Origin of the sequence: Streptomyces cupreus, assembly GCF_014257025.1 — a bacterium.
In the GTDB taxonomy this organism is placed as follows: Bacteria; Actinomycetota; Actinomycetes; order Streptomycetales; family Streptomycetaceae; genus Streptomyces; species Streptomyces cupreus.
In genome coordinates this window covers 45325-65442 of the sequence record NZ_JACMSF010000046.1, presented here as the reverse complement: position 1 = coordinate 65442, position 20118 = coordinate 45325, and the positions used below count along the sequence as shown (strand labels likewise).

General features: G+C 70.2%; 17 protein-coding genes, 1 pseudogene and 1 riboswitch. Of the genes and pseudogenes, 7 read left to right on the top strand and 11 right to left on the bottom strand.

What is annotated here, in order from left to right; all coding sequences use genetic code 11:
- Window positions 1-62: 62 nt before the first annotated feature.
- The 4 genes from metE to aceA all read right to left on the bottom strand — a co-directional run bounded on the left by metE (window position 63) and on the right by aceA (window position 6795).
- Window positions 63-2387, bottom strand: a complete 2325-nt coding sequence (gene metE, locus H4N64_RS32560; protein ID WP_186286053.1) for a 5-methyltetrahydropteroyltriglutamate--homocysteine S-methyltransferase — start codon at window positions 2385-2387, stop codon at window positions 63-65.
- Between the two features lie 162 nt (window positions 2388-2549).
- A riboswitch (cobalamin riboswitch) is annotated at window positions 2550-2772 on the bottom strand.
- Window positions 2773-2957: 185 nt separating this feature from the next.
- Window positions 2958-3827, bottom strand: a complete 870-nt coding sequence (locus tag H4N64_RS32555) for a 3-hydroxybutyryl-CoA dehydrogenase (protein ID WP_186286051.1) — start codon at window positions 3825-3827, stop codon at window positions 2958-2960.
- The gene (gene aceB, locus H4N64_RS32550; protein WP_186286049.1) at window positions 3824-5416 is read right to left on the bottom strand and encodes a malate synthase A; all 1593 of its coding nucleotides are present in this window, start codon (window positions 5414-5416) and stop codon (window positions 3824-3826) included. The genes H4N64_RS32555 and aceB overlap by 4 nt, the downstream gene beginning before the upstream one ends.
- Before the next feature lie 92 nt (window positions 5417-5508).
- Complete coding sequence (gene aceA, locus H4N64_RS32545) at window positions 5509-6795, bottom strand: isocitrate lyase (RefSeq protein WP_186286047.1); 1287 nt, start codon at window positions 6793-6795, stop codon at window positions 5509-5511.
- A 362-nt stretch (window positions 6796-7157) separates the two neighbouring features.
- Here aceA and H4N64_RS32540 point away from each other — a divergent pair, with 362 nt between their 5' ends.
- Window positions 7158-8558 carry a short-chain fatty acyl-CoA regulator family protein gene (locus H4N64_RS32540; RefSeq protein ID WP_186286045.1) on the top strand — a complete coding sequence of 467 codons (1401 nt, stop codon included), beginning with the start codon at window positions 7158-7160 and terminating at the stop codon, window positions 8556-8558.
- A gap of 95 nt (window positions 8559-8653) precedes the next feature.
- Here the strand turns inward: H4N64_RS32540 and H4N64_RS46910 are convergent, their stop codons facing one another.
- Complete coding sequence (locus H4N64_RS46910; RefSeq protein WP_418896306.1) at window positions 8654-8863, bottom strand: hotdog domain-containing protein; 210 nt, start codon at window positions 8861-8863, stop codon at window positions 8654-8656.
- A gap of 22 nt (window positions 8864-8885) precedes the next feature.
- Window positions 8886-9460: pseudogene (locus tag H4N64_RS32530) on the bottom strand (histidine phosphatase family protein).
- Between the two features lie 301 nt (window positions 9461-9761).
- On the opposite strand from H4N64_RS32530, the gene H4N64_RS32525 reads away from it, so the two are divergent.
- The 3 genes from H4N64_RS32525 to H4N64_RS32515 all read left to right on the top strand — a co-directional run bounded on the left by H4N64_RS32525 (window position 9762) and on the right by H4N64_RS32515 (window position 11446).
- Window positions 9762-9980 carry a CbtB domain-containing protein gene (locus tag H4N64_RS32525; protein ID WP_033309275.1) on the top strand — a complete coding sequence of 73 codons (219 nt, stop codon included), beginning with the start codon at window positions 9762-9764 and terminating at the stop codon, window positions 9978-9980.
- A gap of 15 nt (window positions 9981-9995) precedes the next feature.
- Window positions 9996-10763, top strand: coding sequence for a CbtA family protein (locus H4N64_RS32520; protein ID WP_186286043.1), 768 nt, complete (start codon window positions 9996-9998; stop codon window positions 10761-10763).
- A 386-nt stretch (window positions 10764-11149) separates the two neighbouring features.
- Window positions 11150-11446 carry a hypothetical protein gene (locus H4N64_RS32515; RefSeq protein WP_186286041.1) on the top strand — a complete coding sequence of 99 codons (297 nt, stop codon included), beginning with the start codon at window positions 11150-11152 and terminating at the stop codon, window positions 11444-11446.
- 183 nt (window positions 11447-11629) lie between these two features.
- On the opposite strand, the gene H4N64_RS32510 is transcribed toward H4N64_RS32515, so the two are convergent.
- From H4N64_RS32510 to H4N64_RS32490, 5 genes are all read right to left on the bottom strand, one after another.
- A complete protein-coding gene (locus H4N64_RS32510) occupies window positions 11630-12235 on the bottom strand; it encodes a M15 family metallopeptidase (protein WP_260860099.1) in 606 nt (201 codons plus the stop codon).
- A 212-nt stretch (window positions 12236-12447) separates the two neighbouring features.
- A complete protein-coding gene (locus H4N64_RS32505) occupies window positions 12448-13347 on the bottom strand; it encodes a GNAT family N-acetyltransferase (protein ID WP_260860098.1) in 900 nt (299 codons plus the stop codon).
- 306 nt (window positions 13348-13653) lie between these two features.
- A complete protein-coding gene (locus tag H4N64_RS32500; protein WP_186286040.1) occupies window positions 13654-14493 on the bottom strand; it encodes an ATP-binding cassette domain-containing protein in 840 nt (279 codons plus the stop codon).
- A gap of 1 nt (window position 14494) precedes the next feature.
- Window positions 14495-15550, bottom strand: a complete 1056-nt coding sequence (locus tag H4N64_RS32495; protein ID WP_186286038.1) for an iron chelate uptake ABC transporter family permease subunit — start codon at window positions 15548-15550, stop codon at window positions 14495-14497.
- Window positions 15547-16602, bottom strand: a complete 1056-nt coding sequence (locus H4N64_RS32490; protein WP_336246854.1) for a FecCD family ABC transporter permease — start codon at window positions 16600-16602, stop codon at window positions 15547-15549. The genes H4N64_RS32495 and H4N64_RS32490 overlap by 4 nt, the downstream gene beginning before the upstream one ends.
- Window positions 16603-16739: 137 nt before the next feature.
- Here H4N64_RS32490 and H4N64_RS32485 point away from each other — a divergent pair, with 137 nt between their 5' ends.
- The 3 genes from H4N64_RS32485 (at window position 16740) to H4N64_RS32475 (ending at window position 20115) form a co-directional block, all read left to right on the top strand.
- A complete protein-coding gene (locus H4N64_RS32485; RefSeq protein WP_186286034.1) occupies window positions 16740-17738 on the top strand; it encodes an ABC transporter substrate-binding protein in 999 nt (332 codons plus the stop codon).
- 631 nt (window positions 17739-18369) lie between these two features.
- The gene (gene bfr, locus H4N64_RS32480; RefSeq protein ID WP_186286032.1) at window positions 18370-18849 is read left to right on the top strand and encodes a bacterioferritin; all 480 of its coding nucleotides are present in this window, start codon (window positions 18370-18372) and stop codon (window positions 18847-18849) included.
- A gap of 225 nt (window positions 18850-19074) precedes the next feature.
- A complete protein-coding gene (locus H4N64_RS32475) occupies window positions 19075-20115 on the top strand; it encodes an iron ABC transporter substrate-binding protein (protein ID WP_186286031.1) in 1041 nt (346 codons plus the stop codon).
- Window positions 20116-20118 lie beyond the last annotated feature (3 nt).

Sequence of the window (20118 nt, the reverse complement as noted above, 5' to 3'; positions counted from 1 at the left end):
GACGCGCCTTCCGTCGTGAGGGAGTGGGCCGCTACGGTTCACCGCAGCGGCCCCTGGTGTGCTCAGGACTCGGGCATGGCCAGGGCGGCCCGGACCTCTCGGGCGGCGGTGACGAGGTTCTCCAGCGAGGTGCGGACTTCGGGCCAACCGCGGGTCTTCAGACCGCAGTCAGGGTTGACCCACAGCCGTTCGGCCGGGATGGCCTCAAGTCCCTTGCGCAGCAAGGCGGCCACCTCGTCGGCGCCGGGGACTCGCGGAGAGTGGATGTCATAGACGCCGGGGCCGACCTCGCGCGGGTAGCCGGCCGTGGCGAGTTCGCCTGCGACCTGCATGTGGGAGCGGGCCGCCTCCAGGCTGATGACGTCGGCGTCCAGGTCCTCGATGGCGGCGAGGATGTCGCCGAACTCGGCGTAGCACATGTGGGTGTGGATCTGGGTGTCGGGACGGACGCCGCTGGTGGTGAGGCGGAACGCCTCGGTGGCCCAGGCCAGGTAGGCGGCGTGGCCGGTCGCGCGCAGCGGCAGGGTCTCGCGCAGGGCGGGCTCGTCGACCTGGATGACCGAAGTACCGGTGGCCTCCAGGTCGTTGACCTCGTCGCGCAAGGCGAGGGCGACCTGGCGGGCGGTGTCGGCGAGGGGCTGGTCATCGCGGACGAAGGACCAGGCGAGCATGGTGACCGGTCCGGTGAGCATGCCCTTGACCGGACGGTCAGTGAGGGATTGGGCGTACGTCGTCCAGCGCACCGTCATCGGCTCAGGGCGGGAGATGTCGCCAGCCAGGATCGGCGGGCGGACGTAGCGGGTCCCGTAGGACTGCACCCAGCCGTGCTGAGTGGCGAGGTAGCCGGTGAGTTGTTCGGCGAAGTACTGGACCATGTCGTTGCGTTCGGCTTCGCCGTGTACGAGGACGTCGATGCCGGTCTTCTCCTGGAAGGAGACGACCTCGCGGATCTCTGCCTCGATGCGCTCTTCGTAGGCTGCGGCGTTGATACGGCCGGCCCGCAGGTCGGCGCGGGCGGTGCGCAGTTCGGTGGTCTGCGGGAAGGAGCCGATGGTGGTGGTCGGCAGCAGGGGCAGGCGCAGGTGGGCACGCTGGGCGGCGGCCCGCTCGGGGTACGGCTGGGATCGGCGGGCCTCGGCGTCGGTGACGGCCGTGGCACGGGCGCGTACCGCCGGGTCGTGGGTGAGGGAGGATCCGGCGCGGGAGGCCAGGTCCGCGCGGTTGGCCGCGAGCTGTGCGGCGATGCTGCCAGTGCCTTCGGTGAGGCCGCGGGCCAGGGTGGCGATCTCGGCGGTCTTCTGGCGGGCGAAGGCCAGCCAGCGGGCGATCTGCGGGTCCACCTGGCGTTCGGCGGTCGCGTCGAGCGGGACGTGCAGCAGGGAGCAGGAGGCGGCCACGTCCACCCGGTCGGCGAGGCCGAGCAGGGTACCGAGGGTGGACAGCGACCTCTCCAGGTCGTTGATCCACACGTTGCGGCCGTCCACGACGCCGGCGACAAGGCGCTTGCCGGGCAGGCCGCCGACGGAGGCGAGGGCGTCGAGGTTGGCGGCAGCCGGGCCGGTGAAGTCGAGCGCGAGGCCGTCGACGGGGGCCTTGGCCAGGACGGGCAGGGCCTCGCCGAGCCGGTCGAAGTAGGAGGCGACCAGCAGCTTCGGCCGGTCAGCGAGGCTGCCCAACTCGCGGTAGGCACGGGCGGCGGCGTGCAGTTCGGCGGGGGTGCGGTCCTGGACCAGGGCCGGCTCGTCGAGCTGTACCCACTCGGCGCCGGCGGCCCGCAGGTCGGCGAGCACCTCGGCGTACACCGGCAGCAGCCGGTCCAGCAGGGTCAGCGGCTGGAAATCCGCGGCGATACCGGGGGCGGGCTTGGCCAGCAGCAGGTAGGTGACCGGGCCGACGAGCACCGGGCGGGCGGTGAGGCCGAGTGCGAGTGCTTCCTTCAACTCGGCCACCTGCTTGGTGGAGTCCGCGCTGAACGCGGTGTCGGGGCTGAGCTCGGGGACCAGGTAGTGGTAGTTGGTGTCGAACCACTTGGTCATCTCCAGTGGCGCCACGTCCTGGGTGCCGCGGGCCATCGCGAAGTAGCCGTCCAGGGCATCCGCTTGGACAGCTGCGCGGTGGCGAGCGGGGATGGCGCCGACCATGACGCTGGTGTCCAGGACGTGGTCGTAGTAGGAGAAGTCGCCGGTGGGCACCTCGTGGAGACCGGCGTCGGCGAGCTGCTGCCAGTTGGTGCGGCGCAGACCGGCCGCGGTGTGACGCAGGGCGTCGGCGGTGACCCGGCCCTTCCAATAGCCCTCGATGGCCTTCTTCAGTTCCCGGTTCTGGCCCTGGCGGGGGTAGCCGTACACGGTGGCCCGGGCTGTCGCGGCTGCGGACTTGATTGTCACGGAACTCTCCTTCGCGAGTGTGTCTCCGAAAGACCCCGGGGGACGGGTCGAGAGCGCGAAGGGATGGCAGATCTGGCGGACCGCGTCGCTGTGCCGTCGCGTGTGCCCGCCTGATATGTACGCCGACCCGCCCTCGAGGTCACCGAGATCACCGCGCGCGGACATCGCACGCGGGCAGTGGCAGGTCTTCGGACTCGCGGGCACGTCTGCCGGTTTCCCGGCGTACACCTACTGGCCGTCGCTTCCCAGACCCGGCCGGGTCCAGTGCGTTTGACGGCGGTCGTTCCCGCTCACCGCTGCGGGGCAGTCCCGGATTCCCACCGGGTTCCCTCTTGCGACGCGCCTGCCTGGCGGGCAGTGCGAACCAGCTGCATGCGCCACCCTAGGCGCCGGAGCGGGCCTTCGGACAGTGCCGTTCACATGCCGGACCGCGCGATGAGATACGTGCCCGGTTCGTGGCATCGCGGGGGCCGGAAAACGCGTCAGCGCGCGGAGCGACCCTCAGCCGTCGCCCCGCGCGCCGCTCCCCATCGGCCCGGGCACCTCAGCCCCGGCGTCAGCCCGGTCCCCTCAGTCCCGGTCGTAGGTGTGGAATCCCCTGCCCGTCTTCCGCCCGAGCAGACCGGCCTCGACCATCCGCTGGAGCAGCGGTGGCGGGGCGTACAGCGGCTCTTTGAACTCCTCGTACAGCGACTCCGCGATGGAGGCGACGGTGTCGAGGCCGATCAGGTCGGCGAGCTTGAGCGGGCCCATGGGGTGGGCGCAGCCCAGTTCCATGCCGGCGTCCACGTCGGCGGCGGTGGCGAAGCCGGATTCGGCCATGCGGATCGCCGAGAGGAGGTAGGGGATCAGCAGGGCGTTGACGACGAAGCCGGCTCGGTCCCGGGACTGGATCGTGGTCTTGCCGAGGGCGTTGTGGGCGAACTCCTCGATGGCGGTGACGGTCTCCGGCGCGGTGTGGAGGGAGGGCACCACCTCCACCAGGGGCAGGACGGGCACGGGGTTGAAGAAGTGCAGCCCCAGGACCCGGTCGGCGCGGTGCGTGGCCATGCCCAGGCGCATGACCGGAATGGATGAGGTGTTGGTGGCGAGGATCGCCTCCGGATCCTCGACGATCTTGTCGAGGGCGGCGAAGATCTCCGTCTTGGCGTCGGTGTTCTCGATAGCGGCCTCGATGACGAGCTGCCGGTCGGCAAGGTCGTCGAGGCTGCCGGTGAAGACGAGCCGGGCCAGGGCGTCCTCCGCCGTCATGCGGTCGAACTTGCCGCGCTGGACCGCGCGTTCGAGGGAGGCCGCCACGCGCTCCCGGGCTGCCCGGGCCGCGGTGGCATCCGCCTCGCAGACCACCGTGTCGAGACCGGCGCGGGCGCAGATCTCGGCGATCCCGGCCCCCATCTGGCCGCCGCCGACGACGCCGACTCGCTGGATGCGCGCGTTCATGACCGCACCTCCCGACGGCGGACGAGGTGACGGGCGTAGGCGTCGGTGGTGAAGAACGCGGGCAGGTCGCGATCGAGGGCGGTGCGGAGGAAGATGTCGTGGGCCTCGGTGGTGAGGGCCGCCGGGTCCTCCTGGGCCAGGGCGGATGTCTCGTCGTCGAGGATCTTCATCACTGTGTCGCGCTCCACGGTGCCGTGGCGCAGCCACTGCCAGATCTGACAGCGGGCGATCTCGGCGGTGGCCGCATCCTCCATCAGCCCGTACAGGGCGACCGCGCCGTGGCCGCGCAGCCAGGCATCGAAATAGCGAAGTGCGACGGCGATGTTGGCGCGTACGCCGTCCTCGGTGGGTGGCCCGCTGATGCGGCGCACCGACAACAGGTCGCAGGCTTCGACATCGACGTCGTCGCGGGTGCGTTCGATCTGGTGTGGGCGGTCGCCGAGAACACCGTCAAAGACCTCGCGGCAGACGGGGACGAGGCCGGGATGGGCGACCCAGGAGCCGTCGAAGCCGTCCTCGGCCTCGCGCTCCTTGTCGAGCCTGACCTTGGCGAGCGCGGCCTCATTGGCAGCCGCGTCCCTGCCGGGAACATGGGCGGCCATGCCGCCGATGGCGTGGGCGCCGCGCCGGTGGCAGGTGCGCACCAGCAGTTCGGTGTAGGCGCGCATGAACGGGGCGGTCATGGTGACCCTGGCGCGGTCGGGCAGCTGGAAGTCAGTGCGGTGCCCGAAGGTCTTGATCAGGCTGAAGAGGTAGTCCCAGCGGCCGGCGTTGAGGCCGGCGCTGTGCTCGCGCAGCGCGTGGAGGATCTCCTCCATCTCGAAGGCGGCGGTGATCGTCTCGATGAGGACGGTGGCGCGGATCGTGCCACGAGGGATGCCGAGCAGGTCCTGCGCGAGGACGAAGACGTCGTTCCACAGGCGTGCCTCGTAGCGGTTCTCCAGCTTGGGGAGGTAGAAGTACGGGCCGTGTCCGGCGTCGAGCTGGCGCTGCGCGCAGTGGAAGAAGTACAGCCCGAAGTCCACGAGGGAGGCGGACACCGGGCGGCCGCCGACCGTGAGGTGCTCCTCGACAAGGTGCCAGCCGCGCGGGCGGACCATGATGGTCGCGAGCTGCTCGCCGAGGCGGTACTCCTTGCCCTCGGGGGTGGTGAAGTCGATGCGCCGCTCGATGGCGTCGAGCAGGTTGAGCTGGCCGCCGATGATGTTGTCCCAGGTGGGGGCGGTGGCGTCCTCGAAGTCGGCCATCCACACGTTCGCGCCGGAGTTGAGGGCGTTGATGGTCATGCGGCGCTCGGGCGGCCCGGTGATCTCCACCCGCCGGTCGGTGAGACCAGGTGCGGGCGGGGCGACGTGCCAGTGGGGGTCGGCCCGGACGGCGGCGGTGGCGAGCGAGAAGTCGAGGGGCGTGCCGGAGGCGAGGTTTCGGGAGCAACGACGGCGCTCGGCGAGGATCCAGAGGCGCCGGTCCGCGAACGCCGCGTCGAGTCGGCCGATGAAGTCCAGGGCCTGGGGCGTCAGGATCTCCTCGTGGCGCTCACTCGGCGCGCCGAGAACCTGAACTGTGCTGGTCAGGGGCGAGAGGGACATGCGGTTCTCCTCAGCGGGGACGGTGGGTGCCCGACGAAGACAGGTCGTCGGGCACCCACCGGGAATTGGCCGACGGGACGGCGACGAAGGGTTTAGTGGAACTGCTCTTCCTCGGTGGAACCCGCGAGGGCCGTGGTGGAGGAGGCCGGGTTGACCGCGGTGGAAACGAGGTCGAAGTAGCCGGTGCCGACCTCGCGCTGGTGCTTGACGGCGGTGAAGCCGTGCGCCTGCGCGGCGAACTCCCGCTCCTGCAGGTCGACATACGCGGTCATGCCGTGCTCGGCATAGCCGCGGGCCAGGTCGAACATGCCGTGGTTGAGGGAGTGGAAGCCAGCCAGAGTGATGAACTGGAACTTGTAGCCCATCGCGCCCAGCTCGCGCTGGAACTTGGCGATCCGGTCATCGTCCAGCGCGGCCTTCCAGTTGAAGGACGGCGAGCAGTTGTAGGCGAGCATCTGGTCCGGGTACTCGGCATGGATCGCCTCGGCGAACTCCCGGGCCTGCGCCAGATCCGGGGTGCCGGTCTCGACCCAGATCAGGTCCGCGTACGGGGCGTAGGCAAGGCCACGGGCAATCACCGGGGCCATGCCGTTCTGCACCCGATAGAAGCCCTCCGCCGTCCGCTCACCGGTGACGAACGGTGCGTCGCGCTCATCGACGTCGCTGGTCAGCAGGTTGGCGGCGAGCGCGTCCGTACGGGCGATGATGACGGTCGGGACATCGGCGATGTCGGCGGCGAGACGGGCGGCGTTGAGGGTGCGGATGTGCTGCGAGGTCGGTACCAGTACCTTGCCGCCGAGGTGGCCGCACTTCTTCTCGGAGGCGAGCTGGTCCTCGTAGTGGATGCCCGCCGCACCAGCCGCGATCATCGCCTTGGTCAGCTCGAAGGCGTTCAGCGGCCCGCCGAACCCGGCCTCCGCGTCGGCGACGATCGGCGCGAGCCAGTCGGTCGCATCCGTGCCGCCCTCGGCGGTGGCGATCTGGTCGGCGCGCAGCAACGCATTGTTGATCCGACGCACCACCTGGGGAACGGAGTTGGCCGGGTACAGGCTCTGGTCGGGGTAGGTGTGCCCGGCCTGGTTGGCGTCGGCGGCGACCTGCCAGCCGGACAGATAGATCGCCTGAAGGCCAGCCTTGACCTGCTGCACGGCCTGGCCGCCGGTCAGCGCGCCCAGGGCATGGATGTAGTCCTGCTCGTGCAGTTGGCGCCACAGCCGTTCGGCGCCACGCCGGGCGAGGGTGTGCTCCTCGCGGACGCTGCCGGACAGCCGGACGACGTCCTCCGCGCTGTAGGTGCGCTCGATGCCCTTCCAGCGCGGGTCGCTCGCCCATCGCCGGGCCAGCTCCTGTGCCGCCGCCTGTGTTCCTGCCTGCGCCATGACCGTCTCCTGAAGGGGAATCGAAACCGAAGATCGTCAGTGAATAGTGCGAAGGTCTTTCTCCTCCGCTTGGTGTGCGGCCCGCGGTGCCCTCACTCGTGAGCGAAGGTGAGCAATGTCGACGAGTCGCCGGGGGCGGAACTGCCGGGATCTCCGACGTCAGGGCATGAATCGTGCCCGGGGTTCCGGTCCGGTCGCCGGGGTCCGGCGGGCCGCAGGACGACTCTGCCAGTGGCACTGAGTGCCATCAACCTTGGCCGCTTGCCAACTTCTGCGAATCTTCCGCGCCCTCTTTGCCAAGATTGCGAAGCCCTGTTCCGGATGCGGTGCGCTTAGGCTGTGGGGCGTCGGAGGGAGGCCCGGTGAGCAAGATCTATGCGGGGGCGCGGCTGCGGCGGCTGCGTGAGGAGCGGCGGATGAGCCAGGCCGAGCTGGCCCGGGTCCTGGGGATCTCGCCGAGCTATCTGAACCAGATGGAGCACGACTCCCGCCCGCTGACCGTGCCAGTCCTGCTGCGGCTGACCGAGGTGTTCGGGGTGGACGCCGCCTTCTTCTCCGAGCGTGACACCAGCCGGCTCCTCGCGGACCTGCGCGAGGCCATGGCCGACGAGGTGGCCGCCGGCCGCGTCTCCGCAGGCGACCTGTCGGAGCTCGCCTCCCGGCTGCCCGCCGTCGCCACGGTTCTGCTCGACCTGGGGCGGCGCAACCAGGAACTGGGCGAGCGGCTCGCCGAGGCGGCCGACGGCCGCACCGCAACCTCCGCTACGGCCACGCCCCGCACGCCGCACGAGGAGATCCGCGAGTTCTTCTACCGCCGCCAGAACTACCTGCACGACGCCGACACCGCCGCGGAGGAACTGGCCGCGCGCATCGGCATCCGGCCAGGCGAGGTCCGTCAGGCACTCTCCGCCCGCCTCGCCGACCGGCACGGCGTACGCATCACGGCCAACGGGGACAGCCCGCACCACTACGACCCGCGGGACCACACGCTGCACCTCTCCCCCCGCCTGCGCCCCGGCCAGCAGGCGTTCCGCATGGCCACCCAACTGGCCCTGCTGGAATACGGCGACGAACTCTCCCGCCACGCCAGTGAGGACTACGAGGAAGGCTCCACGACGTGGAAGCTGGCGCGGATCGGAGTGGCCAACTACTTCGCCGCCGCGCTGATCCTTCCGTACACCGTCTTCCACACCGCCGCCGAGGAGGTTCGGTACGACATCGAGCGCCTTACCGACCGCTTCGGCCTCGGCCACGAAACCGTCTGCCACCGCCTGAGCACACTTCAGCGCCCGCGCCTGCGCGGCGTGCCCTTCTCCTTCGTCCGCGTGGACCGCGCGGGCAACATGTCCAAACGCCAGTCCGCCACCGGATTCCACTTCTCCCGCGCCGGCGGCACCTGCCCCCTGTGGAACGTCTACGAGGCGTTCGCCGCACCCGGCCGCATCCACGTCCAGATCGCCGCCATGCCCGACGGACAGCGCTACCTGTGGACCGCCCGCACCGTCACCCGCAGCCGCGGCGGCTGGGGCGAGCCCGGCAAGACGTTCGCGATCGGCCTGGGCTGCGAGATCCGCCACGCCTCACGCCTCGTCTACTCCGACGGACTCGACCTCGACAACACCTCCGCCGCCACTCCCATCGGCATGGGCTGCCGCGTCTGCGAACGCCTCGACTGCCCACAGCGCGCCGTGCCGCCACTCGGACAACGGCTCTCCATCGACGAGAACACCAGCACCTTCGTGCCGTACCCGATCGCGCCCTGACCGCGAACCGGCACCGGCCGGCTGTACGGCGGGGGCGCCTGTCCCCGGAGCGCCCCGTCGTGTCTCTCGCCCGCTCTGTCGGGTGCCGCGGCCTGTTACGCCGGCTTCCATCGTGCTGAGGGGCGGGACCGGGCATGGTCGGCTCTCGACGTCGATGGCGACGAAGGTCTCTGCGCTGTTGCCACGTCGGCGGCGGGCCCGGAGGCATTCGGCCGCTCCGCGGTGACGCGGACGCCGACGTCCGTCGATGTACGCCCGGCCCGCTCCAGCTCCGCGTGCACGGTGAGCAAGTCACCGGCCCGCATGCCGGCGAGAAAGGCCATACGGTTACCTGGCGTCCCCCAGCGGCCGTTCCGGCCGCAGATTCCACCGCCCGGCGCGCCCGCTGAACTCCACGGCGGACAGCGGCGGTACGTCGATCCGCCAGAACGCCTGCGCCGTCACCCCCAGCGCCCGCACCGCCGCCGCGCGGACGGCCTCCGGCTCCACGACGGCGATCACCCGCCCCGCCTCACCGGCCACCGCGTCCAGCCATCCTCCGACCCTGTCGCACAGCTCCAGCAGCGACTCCCCGCCGTGCGGCGCTCATACCGGGTCCGTCAGCCAGGCCTCGACCGCCTCCGGCTCGCCGGCGGTCACCTCTCCCAAGGTCCTGCCCCGCCACCGGCCCACCGCCCACCCGGCCACCAGGGCAGCGGCACCGCCTCCAGCCCGAGCCCGGCAGCCGTCTCCCGGCAGCGCACCGACGGGGAGGCGAACACCCGGTCGGCCGCAGGCAGTGTTCCGGCAGCCGACCGCGCCCGCCGCAGCCCAGCGACGTCCAGGGAGCAACCATCGTCGAAGCGCGCCTCCCGTAGCGCCGCGCTGACCGCTGGTGAGATCAACATCACCCGGCTTGTCATGCACCCTCCTCCTCTCACCGAACGGGCTTGCAAACGCCGGAACTTGGGCGTATGGGAGTGGATCCGGCGCGCGCCGGGGCCACCCGCGCGCTCTTGGCGGGAATGCCGCTCCGCGCTACCGTCACCACGACATTGACGACGGCATGACGGAAGTCCGGTGAGAATCCGGCACGGTCGCGCCACTGTAAGCCCAGCCGGAGCCGCCCCCGCCAGGGCGCTGATCGCCGGGCGAGTCAGACCCGCAGCCGTCGCTTCGAGCTCCAACGACATGGGACGCGAGTTCCCCCCAGGAGGTCCTGCCATGGCGCAGTCCGCAGCCCCGCCGGCCGTCGCCCCCGACGCACCCCTCACCCTCCCCGTCCGGGCGATCCTGCCCTGGGCGGCGTTCTTCGGCATCCTGATGCTGATCCTGCTGTACTTCGTCGGCGCCGAAGGCGGCACGGCGGCTGTCTTCTCCGGCGAGGGCGTGCACGAGTGGGTGCACGACGGACGCCACCTGCTCGGCTTCCCCTGCCACTGAGACGAGGCCGCGCACATGAACTCCGCCACCGTCAGAACCCTCTTGGTCCGCGGCATGCTCACCGGCATCGCCACCGGGCTGCTGGTCTTCGGGTTCGCCTACCTCGTGGGGGAATCGCCGCTGAGGTCCGCACTCGTCTTTGAAGCCGCCCACGCGACCGAACACGGCCCGGAACTGGTCAGCCGAACCCTGCAGGAGACCGCCGGCCTGGCCACCGGCGTGCTCTTCTTCACCACCGCGTTCGCCGGAATCGCCGCCCTGGCGTTCTGCTTCGCCCTGGGCCGCATAGGCCGCTTCGGTCCACGCGTCACCGCGGGCCTGGTCGCCCTGGGCGGCTTCGTCACCGTGTTCCTCGTGCCGTTCCTCAAGTACCCGGCGAATCCCCCGGCGGTCAGCGCCCCCGACACCCTCAACCAGCGCACCGCCCTGTACTGGCTGATGATCGCGCTCAGTGTGCTGATCGGCATCGCGGCCGTGGTCCTGGGCCAGCGGCTGGCCCCACGCCTGGGCAACTGGAACGCGACCATCGCCGCCTCCGTGGCCTTCGTGGTGGCGGTCGGCCTCGCGCTGGCCTTCCTCCCCGCTGTCAACGAAATGCCCGAAGGCTTCCCGGCCAATGTGGTCTGGGACTTCCGCGTCGCCGCGGCAGGCATGCAGCTTCTTCTGTGGGCATCCTTCGGCGTGATCTTCGGCCACCTCGCCGAGCGGGTCCTGGAACCTCGCACCACCACCGCACCCACCCAGCAGGCTGCGCCACCGCAGGCAGCCCCCGCACCCCACTGAGAATGCCGGATTGACGGGGCCGTCGGGGGTTTCGCCCGCGGGCCCGTCCGCCTGTCCCATGGTGACCCCGAGGGATCGAGAGGGACGCCGGAGCGGAACTCGGCGGTACGCTACAGCGGCACCGGGTAACGGTCAGACTCGGCCGGCAGCGTCCGGGCGCGGCCCGGACGGGCCACGTCAGCCGTCAGCGCACACCGAACGGAGCGCCCGGCGGAGAGGATCCTCCGGCATCGCGCCCCCTTCCCGTCCCACCTCTCGTGCCCTGCCGCGGAAGGCAGCGCTCATCTACGGTTGGCTGCCTACGTGGGCCATCCCGACGAGCCGAGAGGACGACCGCCGTGAGCAGGCGCCCACAGCCGCGCACGATGGCCTTGTAGGGCCAGCAGGTGGTCGTGCTGGCCCCCGACGAGTACGAACGCCTGGCCGCCGCCCGGCGGAAACTCGGTGGACAGGCCGCCCACCTGCACGCCATGAAACGGGAGTTGCAGCAAGCCAGGGCAGCTCTGGACGACATCGAGAAAGTCCTGGCCGAGGCCCCGGAGTGCCACCAGCCGGGCTCCGGCCAGAGCGCCGACGGCGAAGTCGACTCCCTACGCCGCAGACTCCAGGCGGTGCTCCGAACCCATCGACCCGCCCCGCACAGCGGTACGTCGCCGAAGCCGCCGCCAAATGGCCCCGGTTGAGGGACCGCGCACAGGAGACGTCGGCGAAGGACTAGTGCAGCAATACCGCCCATGCCGCCGCAGGCGCTGAGGAGCACGGCTGGACCCGGCAGGCGCGTCCGGGCCCCTGGTCATGGCGTGGCGGATGTCAGCAGCGTCCTGGCCGGACAACCGGCTCCAGCGCCGCCGGCCAGTCTCCCCCGCTCACCCGGCCGGGGTCGACTGCGCCGAAGTCGGTGGACTGGCAGTGGACGGACTCGCGATGGGTCCCTTGAAGGGCTTGGACGGGTATCCGGTGTCGAAGTGCATGTAGTCGGGCACCTTGATGTCCTGCCAGACCCACCCCTCCTCGATGAACGCCCGCCAGACTAGGCCGCCCTTGAGGATCTTGCCCTCCCGCTCGGTGCGCGGGGCGTACTCGCCGCTCGGCGACCAGCGCTTCGTCCGCAGGTCCTTCCACGGGTTCTCGAGCGGGTTGATGTCGATCGCGCGGCCGTTGGCGTGCGGGGATTCCCTGAACGGGGCGTTGATCTGGTCGGGACGGCGACAGTTGAAGGCGGAGGTGTTGTCGGCGCGCAGGCTCGCGTTGAGGTGCCCGTCGTAGACCTCCATCGGCTCCATACGGCGGATGGGGAAGCGTTCCTCGAACAGCTTCGTGAAGATGGGGACGACGCTGGCCGTGACATCGGCGTTGACCACCAGGACACCGCGGTGCACCTCGCCGTCGAAGCCCACGAAGTTCATCTCCACGCGGCGCAACTGGTCCCAGACGTCGGGACAGCCCTTGCGCCACAGTCCCGCCGCCAGCATGCGGGACCACTGGACGTCCGTGATCTTCGTGACGACGGCGTCCAGGGACGGTGTGGGTGAAGGGCTGGGTGCGCGCGTGCTCCCACTCCCGTACGTGGCTGGTCAAGCAGGATCTCCTGGAGATGCCTCCGACGTAGCCGTGTCGAATACGGCCGTGATCCCGGGGCGAGGTGGATCGGTCGGTCCTGGACTGGGCGGACGATGTTGGCGCCTCAGTTGCGCTCCGAGGTCGGGCCTTCGTTCAGCGGGAAGTCGTACGTGAGGAGGCGGCGGCCCTCGGGCGTGCGGATCTCTCCGTGACGCAGCCAGCCGTGTCGCTCGTAGTACGGTCCCGCTCCGCCGTCGGCGGCGGTGACGAGAGTGACACGCGCGCAGCCCGCATCGGTGGCGTCCTTGACGAACCGCGCGATCAACCGAGCCCCTATGCCACGGCAGCGGGCGTGCTCGGCCACGACGACATAGTCCAGGACCGCGGTGACACCAACGGGACCGGCGGCGGGAGCCTGCCGGGCCGTCCGGTTGGGAATCAGCTTGCGGCCGTAGCGCACCAGCCGGGTACGCACGAATTGCCAGGCGAGTCGGGGCCGCAGACACAGGCTGCCCAGTGCCCGCAGCAGCAGTCCGCTCCCGTGGTCGCGCAGCACATGGCGGCGGTGCGCCGCCGGGTCGATCCCACCGATGAGGAAGCCCACCGGCTGCCCGCCCATCTCCACGATGTAAGCACGCGCGTCCGGGCCGGTGAGATGGGTCCGGGTGTACGCGGCCAGGAACCTCGGCCCAAGGCGGGCGAAGAAGCCGTCCGGAAAGTACCTCAGGTACTCGGCCACCACGAACGGCACATCCTCCGGGTCCATGAACCGGATCCGGAAGCCGCTGTCCTCCGGCCGGCGGTCGACGCTCGTCACCCCGATCGGAGGCCCTTCGGGGGACCGGCGGGGGAAGGTGAGGGCAGGGCTCGGGTAGGCGGCTGAGCGCGTGTCGGCGGTGGACGTCGTCGGCGTGGACGACCCCTCCAATCCGTACGGCGGGAGCGCCCGGGCCCGGCTGCGCGCCGGTGTCGCCGGGCCCGCCGCCGCACCGCCGTGGCTCGCCGCCGCCGAGCCGACCCGCAAGTCCCTCCTTACTCGGTTTTCGCCCCTTGGCCCCCGCGCGCGCGGAACTTCGTCGGTCAGCCCGTTAACCTTTCAGGCGGTCAGGCGGAGCGCTTCTCGGACTTCTCGATGGCTGCGGCGACTTGTTCGAGAATGGACGCGCATACGTCGGCGTTGTACTTGTCGGCGTCCTCCCATCTGAAGACGTCCCAGATCCCACTCGTCGCTCTGCGCCTTCGACGAACTCCAGTCCGCGCTCCTTGAAGTGGATACACAGGGCAATAGCCCCGGTCCGAGGGGGCCTTCGGACCGGGTGGCCGATTCTCGTCAGCCGGAGGATGGCGCGTTGTCGCGGCGGCCTCCCTCCGGGATGACCAGCGGGGTGCCCGCGACGGGGCAGGTGATGATGGTGGCGGGCAGGTCGAAGACCTCGGCGACGAGTTCGGGGGTGACCACGTCGGTGGGCGCGCCTGCGGTGACGACGGTTCCGTCACGCATCGCGATGAGGTGGTCGGCGTAGCGGCAGGCGAGGTTGAGTTCGTGCAGGACCATGACGACGGTGCGGCCGTGGGCGCGGTTGAGGTCACGGACGAGTTCCAGGACGTCGACCTGGTGGGCGAGGTCGAGGTAGGTGGTGGGCTCGTCGAGGAGCAGGACGGGGGTGTCCTGGGCGAGGGCCATGGCGATCCACACGCGCTGGCGCTGGCCGCCGGAGAGCTCGTCGAGCGTGCGGTCGGCCAGCTCCGCGACGCCCGTGGCCGCCAGGGCGCGGTCGACGACCGCCTCGTCGGCCGAGGACCACTGGCGCCACCAGCGCTGGTGCGGAGTACGGCCGCGGGCGACCAGGTCCCGTACGGTGATGCCGTCGGGGGCGGTCGGGGTCTGCGGCAACAGTGCCAGTTTCAGGGCGAGTTCGCGGGACGAGACGGCCGTGAGGTCGCGGCCGTCCAGGTGGACCGCGCCCGCGCTGGGCTTGAGCAGGCGGGCCAGGGCGCGCAACGCCGTCGACTTCCCACAGGCGTTGGGGCCGACCAGGGCGGTGATACGGCCTTCCGGGATCCGAAGGTCCAGGCTGTCCGCGACGACGCGGTCGCCGTAGGCCAGGCGCAGGCCGACGCCCTCCAGCGCGGGTACCGACGGCGCGGTTCCCTCGAGTGCGGTGATCACATCAGCCTCCCTTGCCGGCGCGGTTGGCGCGGGCGAGCAGCAGCAACAGGTACGGGGCACCGAGCGCGCCGGTGACGATGCCGACCGGCAGCTCGGTGGGCGAGAAGACGAGCCGTGCGGCCAGATCGGCGCCGAGCAGCAGGACCGCGCCGGTCAGACCGGACGCGACGAGCGGAATGCCGGCGGTTCCGGTCAGGCGGCGGGCGATCTGCGGGGCGCCGAGCGCGATGAAGGCGACCGGTCCGGCGGCGGCCGTGGCGAGCGCGGCCAGGCAGGTGGCGAGGACCAGCAGGGCGATCCGGGCCCGGCCGATGCGGATGCCTAGGCCGAGCGCGGTGTCGTCGTCGAACTGGAGGAGCTGGTACGACCGCGCCAGGGCCAGCACCAGGGGGACGAGGACCAGGAGGGCGTAGCCGGCCCAGCGGACGTGGTCGTAGCCGCGGCCGTTGAGGCTGCCGGTGAGCCACACCATGGCGCGGGACGCCTGGTCGATGTCGGCGCGGGCGAGCATCCAGCGGGTCAGGGCGGCCAGCGCGCCGTTGGCGGCGATGCCGACGAGCACGAAGCGGTAGCCGGTGACGGTGCCGTCCCGCCAGGCCAGCAGGTAGATGGCCGTCGCCGTGATGAGCGCCCCGGCCAGTGCCCCGAACGGGACCGCCCCGAAGGTGCCGGCCCCCGCGGCCGTGACCCCGCCGATCAGGATCGAGGCGACCGCGCCCGCCCCGGCCCCGGCGGAGATACCGATCAAGTCGGGGCTGGCCAGCGGATTGCGGGTCACCGCCTGGTAGACGGCGCCCGCGAGCCCGAAGGCGGCACCGACCAGGAGGGCCGTCAGGGCGCGCGGCAACCGGAGTTGATGGACGATCAGGTCCGCGCTGCCGGAGCCGGTGCCGAGGACGGCCGACAGGACGTCGGGGACCGGGATGGCGTAGGTGCCGAGCGACACCGAGGCGATCACCCCGGCGAAGGCGACCGCGGCCAAGGCGGCCAGCGCGACCGCGACGCGCGGCCGCAACCGTATGCCGACGGGCCCGAGTTCGGCTCTCAAGGACCTCACCGCGTGTGCTCCTTCAGCTTGCCGCGCTTGACCAGCAGCGCCAGGAACGGCGCCCCGATCACGGCGGTGACCACCCCGGCCTCCAGTTCGGCGGGCCGCGCGACGATACGGCCCACGACGTCCGCGCTCAGCATCAGCACGGCTCCCCCGAGCGCCGAACACGGCACGAGCCAGCGGGCGTCGGGGCCGGTGAACGCCCGTACGAGGTGCGGCACGACCAGCCCGACGAAGGTCACCGGTCCCGCCGCGGCAACTGCGGCACCGGTCAGCAGGATCACGGCCAACGCGCCGACGGCCCGCGTGACGGCGACCTTCGTGCCCAGCGTGGTGGCGAGGTCGTCGCCCAACGCGAGCGTGTTCAGGCGTCCGCTCACCGCGAGCGCGAGCAGCAGGCCGACGGCGATGAACGGCACAAGCTGCAGACCGAGCCCGGCGTCGCGCCCGGCCAGCGAGCCCACCGCCCAGTAGCGGTACTGGTCGAGGGTGCGAACGTCGAGGAGCACCAGCGTGTTGGTGCAGGCGTCGAGCAGGACGGTCACGGCGGCGCCGGCCAGGGCGAGTTTGGCCGGGGTGGCGCCGCCGCGGCCGGTGCCGCCGACGGCGTAGGCGAGGAGACCGGCCAGCGCACCACCGAGGAAGGCGAACCAGACGTATTCGTACGAACTGGTCAGCCCCAGCAGTCCGATGCTCGCGGCGACCGCGAACGCTCCCCCGGCGCTGATGCCGATCAGCCCCGGGTCGCCCAGCGGGTTGCGGGTGATCTCCTGGGTCACCGCGCCCGCCGCGCCGAGCGCGAGACCGGCCAGCAGGCCCAACAGCGTCCGGGGCATGCGCAGTTCGCGTACGACGACCGCGTCGCCATCGGTGCCGCCGCCGATCGCGGACAGCACGTCGGAGAGCGGAACGGACTTGGTTCCGATGGCGAGCGAGGCACAGAGCGCTGCGGCCAGCAGACCGGCCAGCGCGAGCAGCGCTGCCGACCGTACAGCGGGGCGCCCGCGCGGCGGGGCGGACACGGCGAGGGGATCCGCGCTGGGAACGGAGGACGACACAGTCACGCCGACAAGGTAAGGCATGCCTAAGAAGAGGTTTCGGCCACCCCCTGTGTTTTCTCTGTGACTCGGATGGTTATGCTCACCCAGGCCTTACACAGGTAAGCCTTGCCTAACCCATCCGCTCTGGGAGTTCCATGTTCACCCGCACCCCTGGCCGCCGTGGCCGGATCGGCGCCCTCCTCCTCACCGCGGTCCTGGCCGCCGGACTCACCGCCTGCGGCGGTTCGGACAGTTCGGACGCCAAGGCCTCCGAGACCAGCGCGGCCGCCGAGAAGTCGGCCGGCTTCCCGCGCACCATCGAGCACCACAAGGGCAGCACCGAGATCAAGGCCAAGCCCGAGCGCATCGTGGCCCTCGACAACAGCCTCGTCGAGGCCGTCGTCGCCCTCGACGGGCCGCTGGTCGGCGGCATCGGCTCCTACCGCGACCAGAAGGGCTTCCCCGACTACCTCGGCGACGCGGTCAAGAACACCGAGGACGTCGGCCCGCTCGACAGCCCCAACCTCGAGGCCATCGCCGCCCTCAAGCCCGACCTGATCGTCTCCGCGACCGTCCGCCACGACGACCTCTACGACCAGCTCAGCGAGATCGCCCCCACGGTCTTCGTCGAGACCACCGGCCCGACGTGGAAGGACAACATCACCCTCCTCGCCAAGGCCCTCGGCGAGGAGGACAAGGCCAAGGCGAAGCTCACCGCCTACGAGACACGCGCCAAGAAGATCGGCGACGCGATCAACCAGAAGGCCGGTGACCCGACCGTCTCCATCGTCCGCTTCCTCGACGGCCCGACCCGCATCTACCTGCCGAAGACCTTCAGCGGCATCATCCTGCAGGACATGGGCCTGGCCCGCCCCGAGAACCAGCGCGATCCCGAGGAGTTCAACATCGAGATCAGCGAGGAGCAGATCGAGCAGGCCGACGCCGACGTCATCTTCTACAGCACCTTCTCCGGCGGCGAGGAGCGCGAGAAGAAGTTCCTCGCCAACCCGCTGTGGAAGCGCCTGGACGCCGTCAAGTCCGGCAACGTCCACCGGGTGAAGGACGAGATCTGGATGACCTCCGTCTCCCTCCAGGGCGCCGACATGATCCTCGACGACATGGCCCGCACCTTCGAGGTCGACCCCGCCAAGTAGGCGCAAGAACCGCAGCTGGCCTCGGGCCGTGTGTACCGCTTTGCCCCAGGCCGTACACACGGCCCGGACTCCATAGGTGCGGGCCGATCTGGATCTTCAGTGACATCACTGTGGCAGCGTCGCACTGGATGTGCCGCAACACGTCTGGCCCATCGCGAGCCGCTGTCGCCACCGCTGCCGAGCGCACTACGTCCTGACAGCTGACGGGGCTTGGTGTGGAAGACCGCGTTCGTCGCCCTTCTCGCCGAAGCCGGGTGGGCGTCCGCAGGCGAGGGCGTCGCTGCACACCCTCGACGACATCCAGCTGGTACGCCACCATCCGACGGAGGACGGCGGCACTCCCACCACCTTCGACCTCATCACACTGGTGCCCGAAGGCACATTGCGTCGCCCGCCGAACAGCGCCCCTGGGTACAGCAGGCAAGTGGCGGCAAACCATGGCCAACCCACATGAACCCGGCGCGCGCTATCGTCGAAGAAGCGGACGTCGTCAATAGCGTCCTGGCCGTAACGAATGTGTCGGCCACCAGCGAGGATGGACTGCTTGCCGCACGTGTCCGCCTGCCGGGTCGGACGCCGGTGTTGATGGACGCGTGGCCTCGAGTCCGTCTCCTCGGAAGGACGGCTTGCCATGCAGAGCGACCCCGAGGTTCTCGAATTCCTCAACGAGCAACTGACCGCAGAGCTGACCGCGATCAACCAGTACTTCCTGCACGCCAAGATGCAGGAGCACTTCGGCTGGACGAAGCTCGCGACATACACGCGCCATGAGTCGTTCGACGAGATGAACCATGCGGAGACTCTCACCGACCGAATCCTGGTCCTGGACGGACTGCCCAACTACCAGCGGCTCTTCCACGTACGGGTGGGACAGACCGTCACCGAGATGCTCCAGGCCGACCGCGAGGTCGAGGTCGAGGCGATCGATCGTCTCCGGCGCGGCATCGAGGTCATGCGTTCCAAGGGCGACATCACCTCGGCGAACATCTTCGAGTCGATCCTCGCCGACGAGGAGAACCACATCGACTATCTCGACACGCAGCTTGAGCTGATCGAGAAGCTGGGCGAGCCGCTGTACATCGCGCAGCTCGTCGAGCAGCCCGAGAGCTGACCACGAAGCCGCACGCCGACGCGGACCGGCGACCAGCCCACGGCCCGGAGCTCCTCATTCGGGCATGAAGGGCAAGCATGGCCTGCTTGCTACTCACCCTTGCGCCACACAAAAGGTGACATACGCGCCGATTCTATGGTTAGCCTGACTTAATGAAGCTTAGCCTGACCTAACCATGTCCGGCGTGACGGGTGACGGAGGAGCGGGATCGTGGGTACTCCCGGGATGAGACCTCTGTTGGCGGCGGCCCTCGCAGGTCTGCTGGCCCTTGGAGCCACGGCCTGCGGCTCGGAGCAGACGGCACAGGCCGAGCCCGAAGCGGGCTCCGACAAGAAGATCACCGTCTACAGCGGCCGGAGCGAGTCGCTCGTCAAACCGGTCCTGGAGGACTTCCAGAAGGCCAGCGGCATCACCGTCCAGGTGCGCTACGGCGACACCGCGCAGATGGCGGCCCAACTGCAGGAGGAGGGCAACCGCAGCCCGGCGGACGTCTTCCTCGCCCAGGACGCCGGCGCACTGGGGTCCGTCGCCGGCCAGGGTCTCTTCGCCAAGCTGCCCAATGAGGTGCTGGACAAAGTACCGGCCGCCTACCGGGACGAGGACGGCGAGTGGGTCGGCGTGACAGGCCGCGTACGCACGATGGCCTACAACACCGACCAGGTTCCCAAGGGCGATCTGCCGGAGTCGGTGTTCGAACTGACCGAGCCCGAGTGGAAGGGCAAGGTGGGCATCGCACCGACCAACGGCTCCTTCCAGGCGTTCATCACCGCGATGCGGGTGGAGCACGGCGACGAGAGGACCGAGGACTTCCTCGCGGGGCTGAAGGCCAACGACGCGCAGATCCGCGAAGGGAACGCGCCGATCGTCGCCGACGTCAACTCCGGCATGCTCGCCTCCGGGCTGGTCAACCACTACTACGTGTACGAGCTGGCCAAGGAGAAGGGCACCACCGTCGACGCCCTCAAGGCGAAGAACCACTTCTTCCCGAACGGAGACATCGGCAGTCTGGTCAACGTCTCCGGTGTAGGTGTGCTGGACAAGGCCGACGACGACCCCGACGTCCGCAAGTTCGTCGACTATCTGCTGGGCAAGGGGGCTCAGACCTACTTCGCCGAGCAGATCTACGAGTACCCGCTGATCAACAGCGTCGTCACCGCCCCCGGCCTGCCCTCGCTGGTGTCGTTGAACGCACCGGACATCGACCTCAACGACCTGGACGATCTGCGGACCACCATCGAGATGATCAAGGAATCGGGGCTCGTCTGAGCA

What these genes read in the sequence shown, in the direction of transcription:
- aceB (WP_186286049.1), bottom strand. Translation starts at nt 5,416, where the DNA reads ATGTCCCTCTCGCCCCTGACCAGCACAGTTCAGGTTCTCGGCGCGCCG.
- H4N64_RS32475 (WP_186286031.1), top strand. Translation starts at nt 19,075, where the DNA reads ATGAGACCTCTGTTGGCGGCGGCCCTCGCAGGTCTGCTGGCCCTTGGA.
- H4N64_RS46910 (WP_418896306.1), bottom strand. Translation starts at nt 8,863, where the DNA reads ATGCGGGCCGGTGACTTGCTCACCGTGCACGCGGAGCTGGAGCGGGCC.
- H4N64_RS32485 (WP_186286034.1), top strand. Translation starts at nt 16,740, where the DNA reads ATGTTCACCCGCACCCCTGGCCGCCGTGGCCGGATCGGCGCCCTCCTC.
- H4N64_RS32525 (WP_033309275.1), top strand. Translation starts at nt 9,762, where the DNA reads ATGGCGCAGTCCGCAGCCCCGCCGGCCGTCGCCCCCGACGCACCCCTC.
- H4N64_RS32510 (WP_260860099.1), bottom strand. Translation starts at nt 12,235, where the DNA reads ATGCTGGCGGCGGGACTGTGGCGCAAGGGCTGTCCCGACGTCTGGGAC.
- bfr (WP_186286032.1), top strand. Translation starts at nt 18,370, where the DNA reads ATGCAGAGCGACCCCGAGGTTCTCGAATTCCTCAACGAGCAACTGACC.
- H4N64_RS32555 (WP_186286051.1), bottom strand. Translation starts at nt 3,827, where the DNA reads ATGAACGCGCGCATCCAGCGAGTCGGCGTCGTCGGCGGCGGCCAGATG.
- aceA (WP_186286047.1), bottom strand. Translation starts at nt 6,795, where the DNA reads ATGGCGCAGGCAGGAACACAGGCGGCGGCACAGGAGCTGGCCCGGCGA.
- H4N64_RS32520 (WP_186286043.1), top strand. Translation starts at nt 9,996, where the DNA reads ATGAACTCCGCCACCGTCAGAACCCTCTTGGTCCGCGGCATGCTCACC.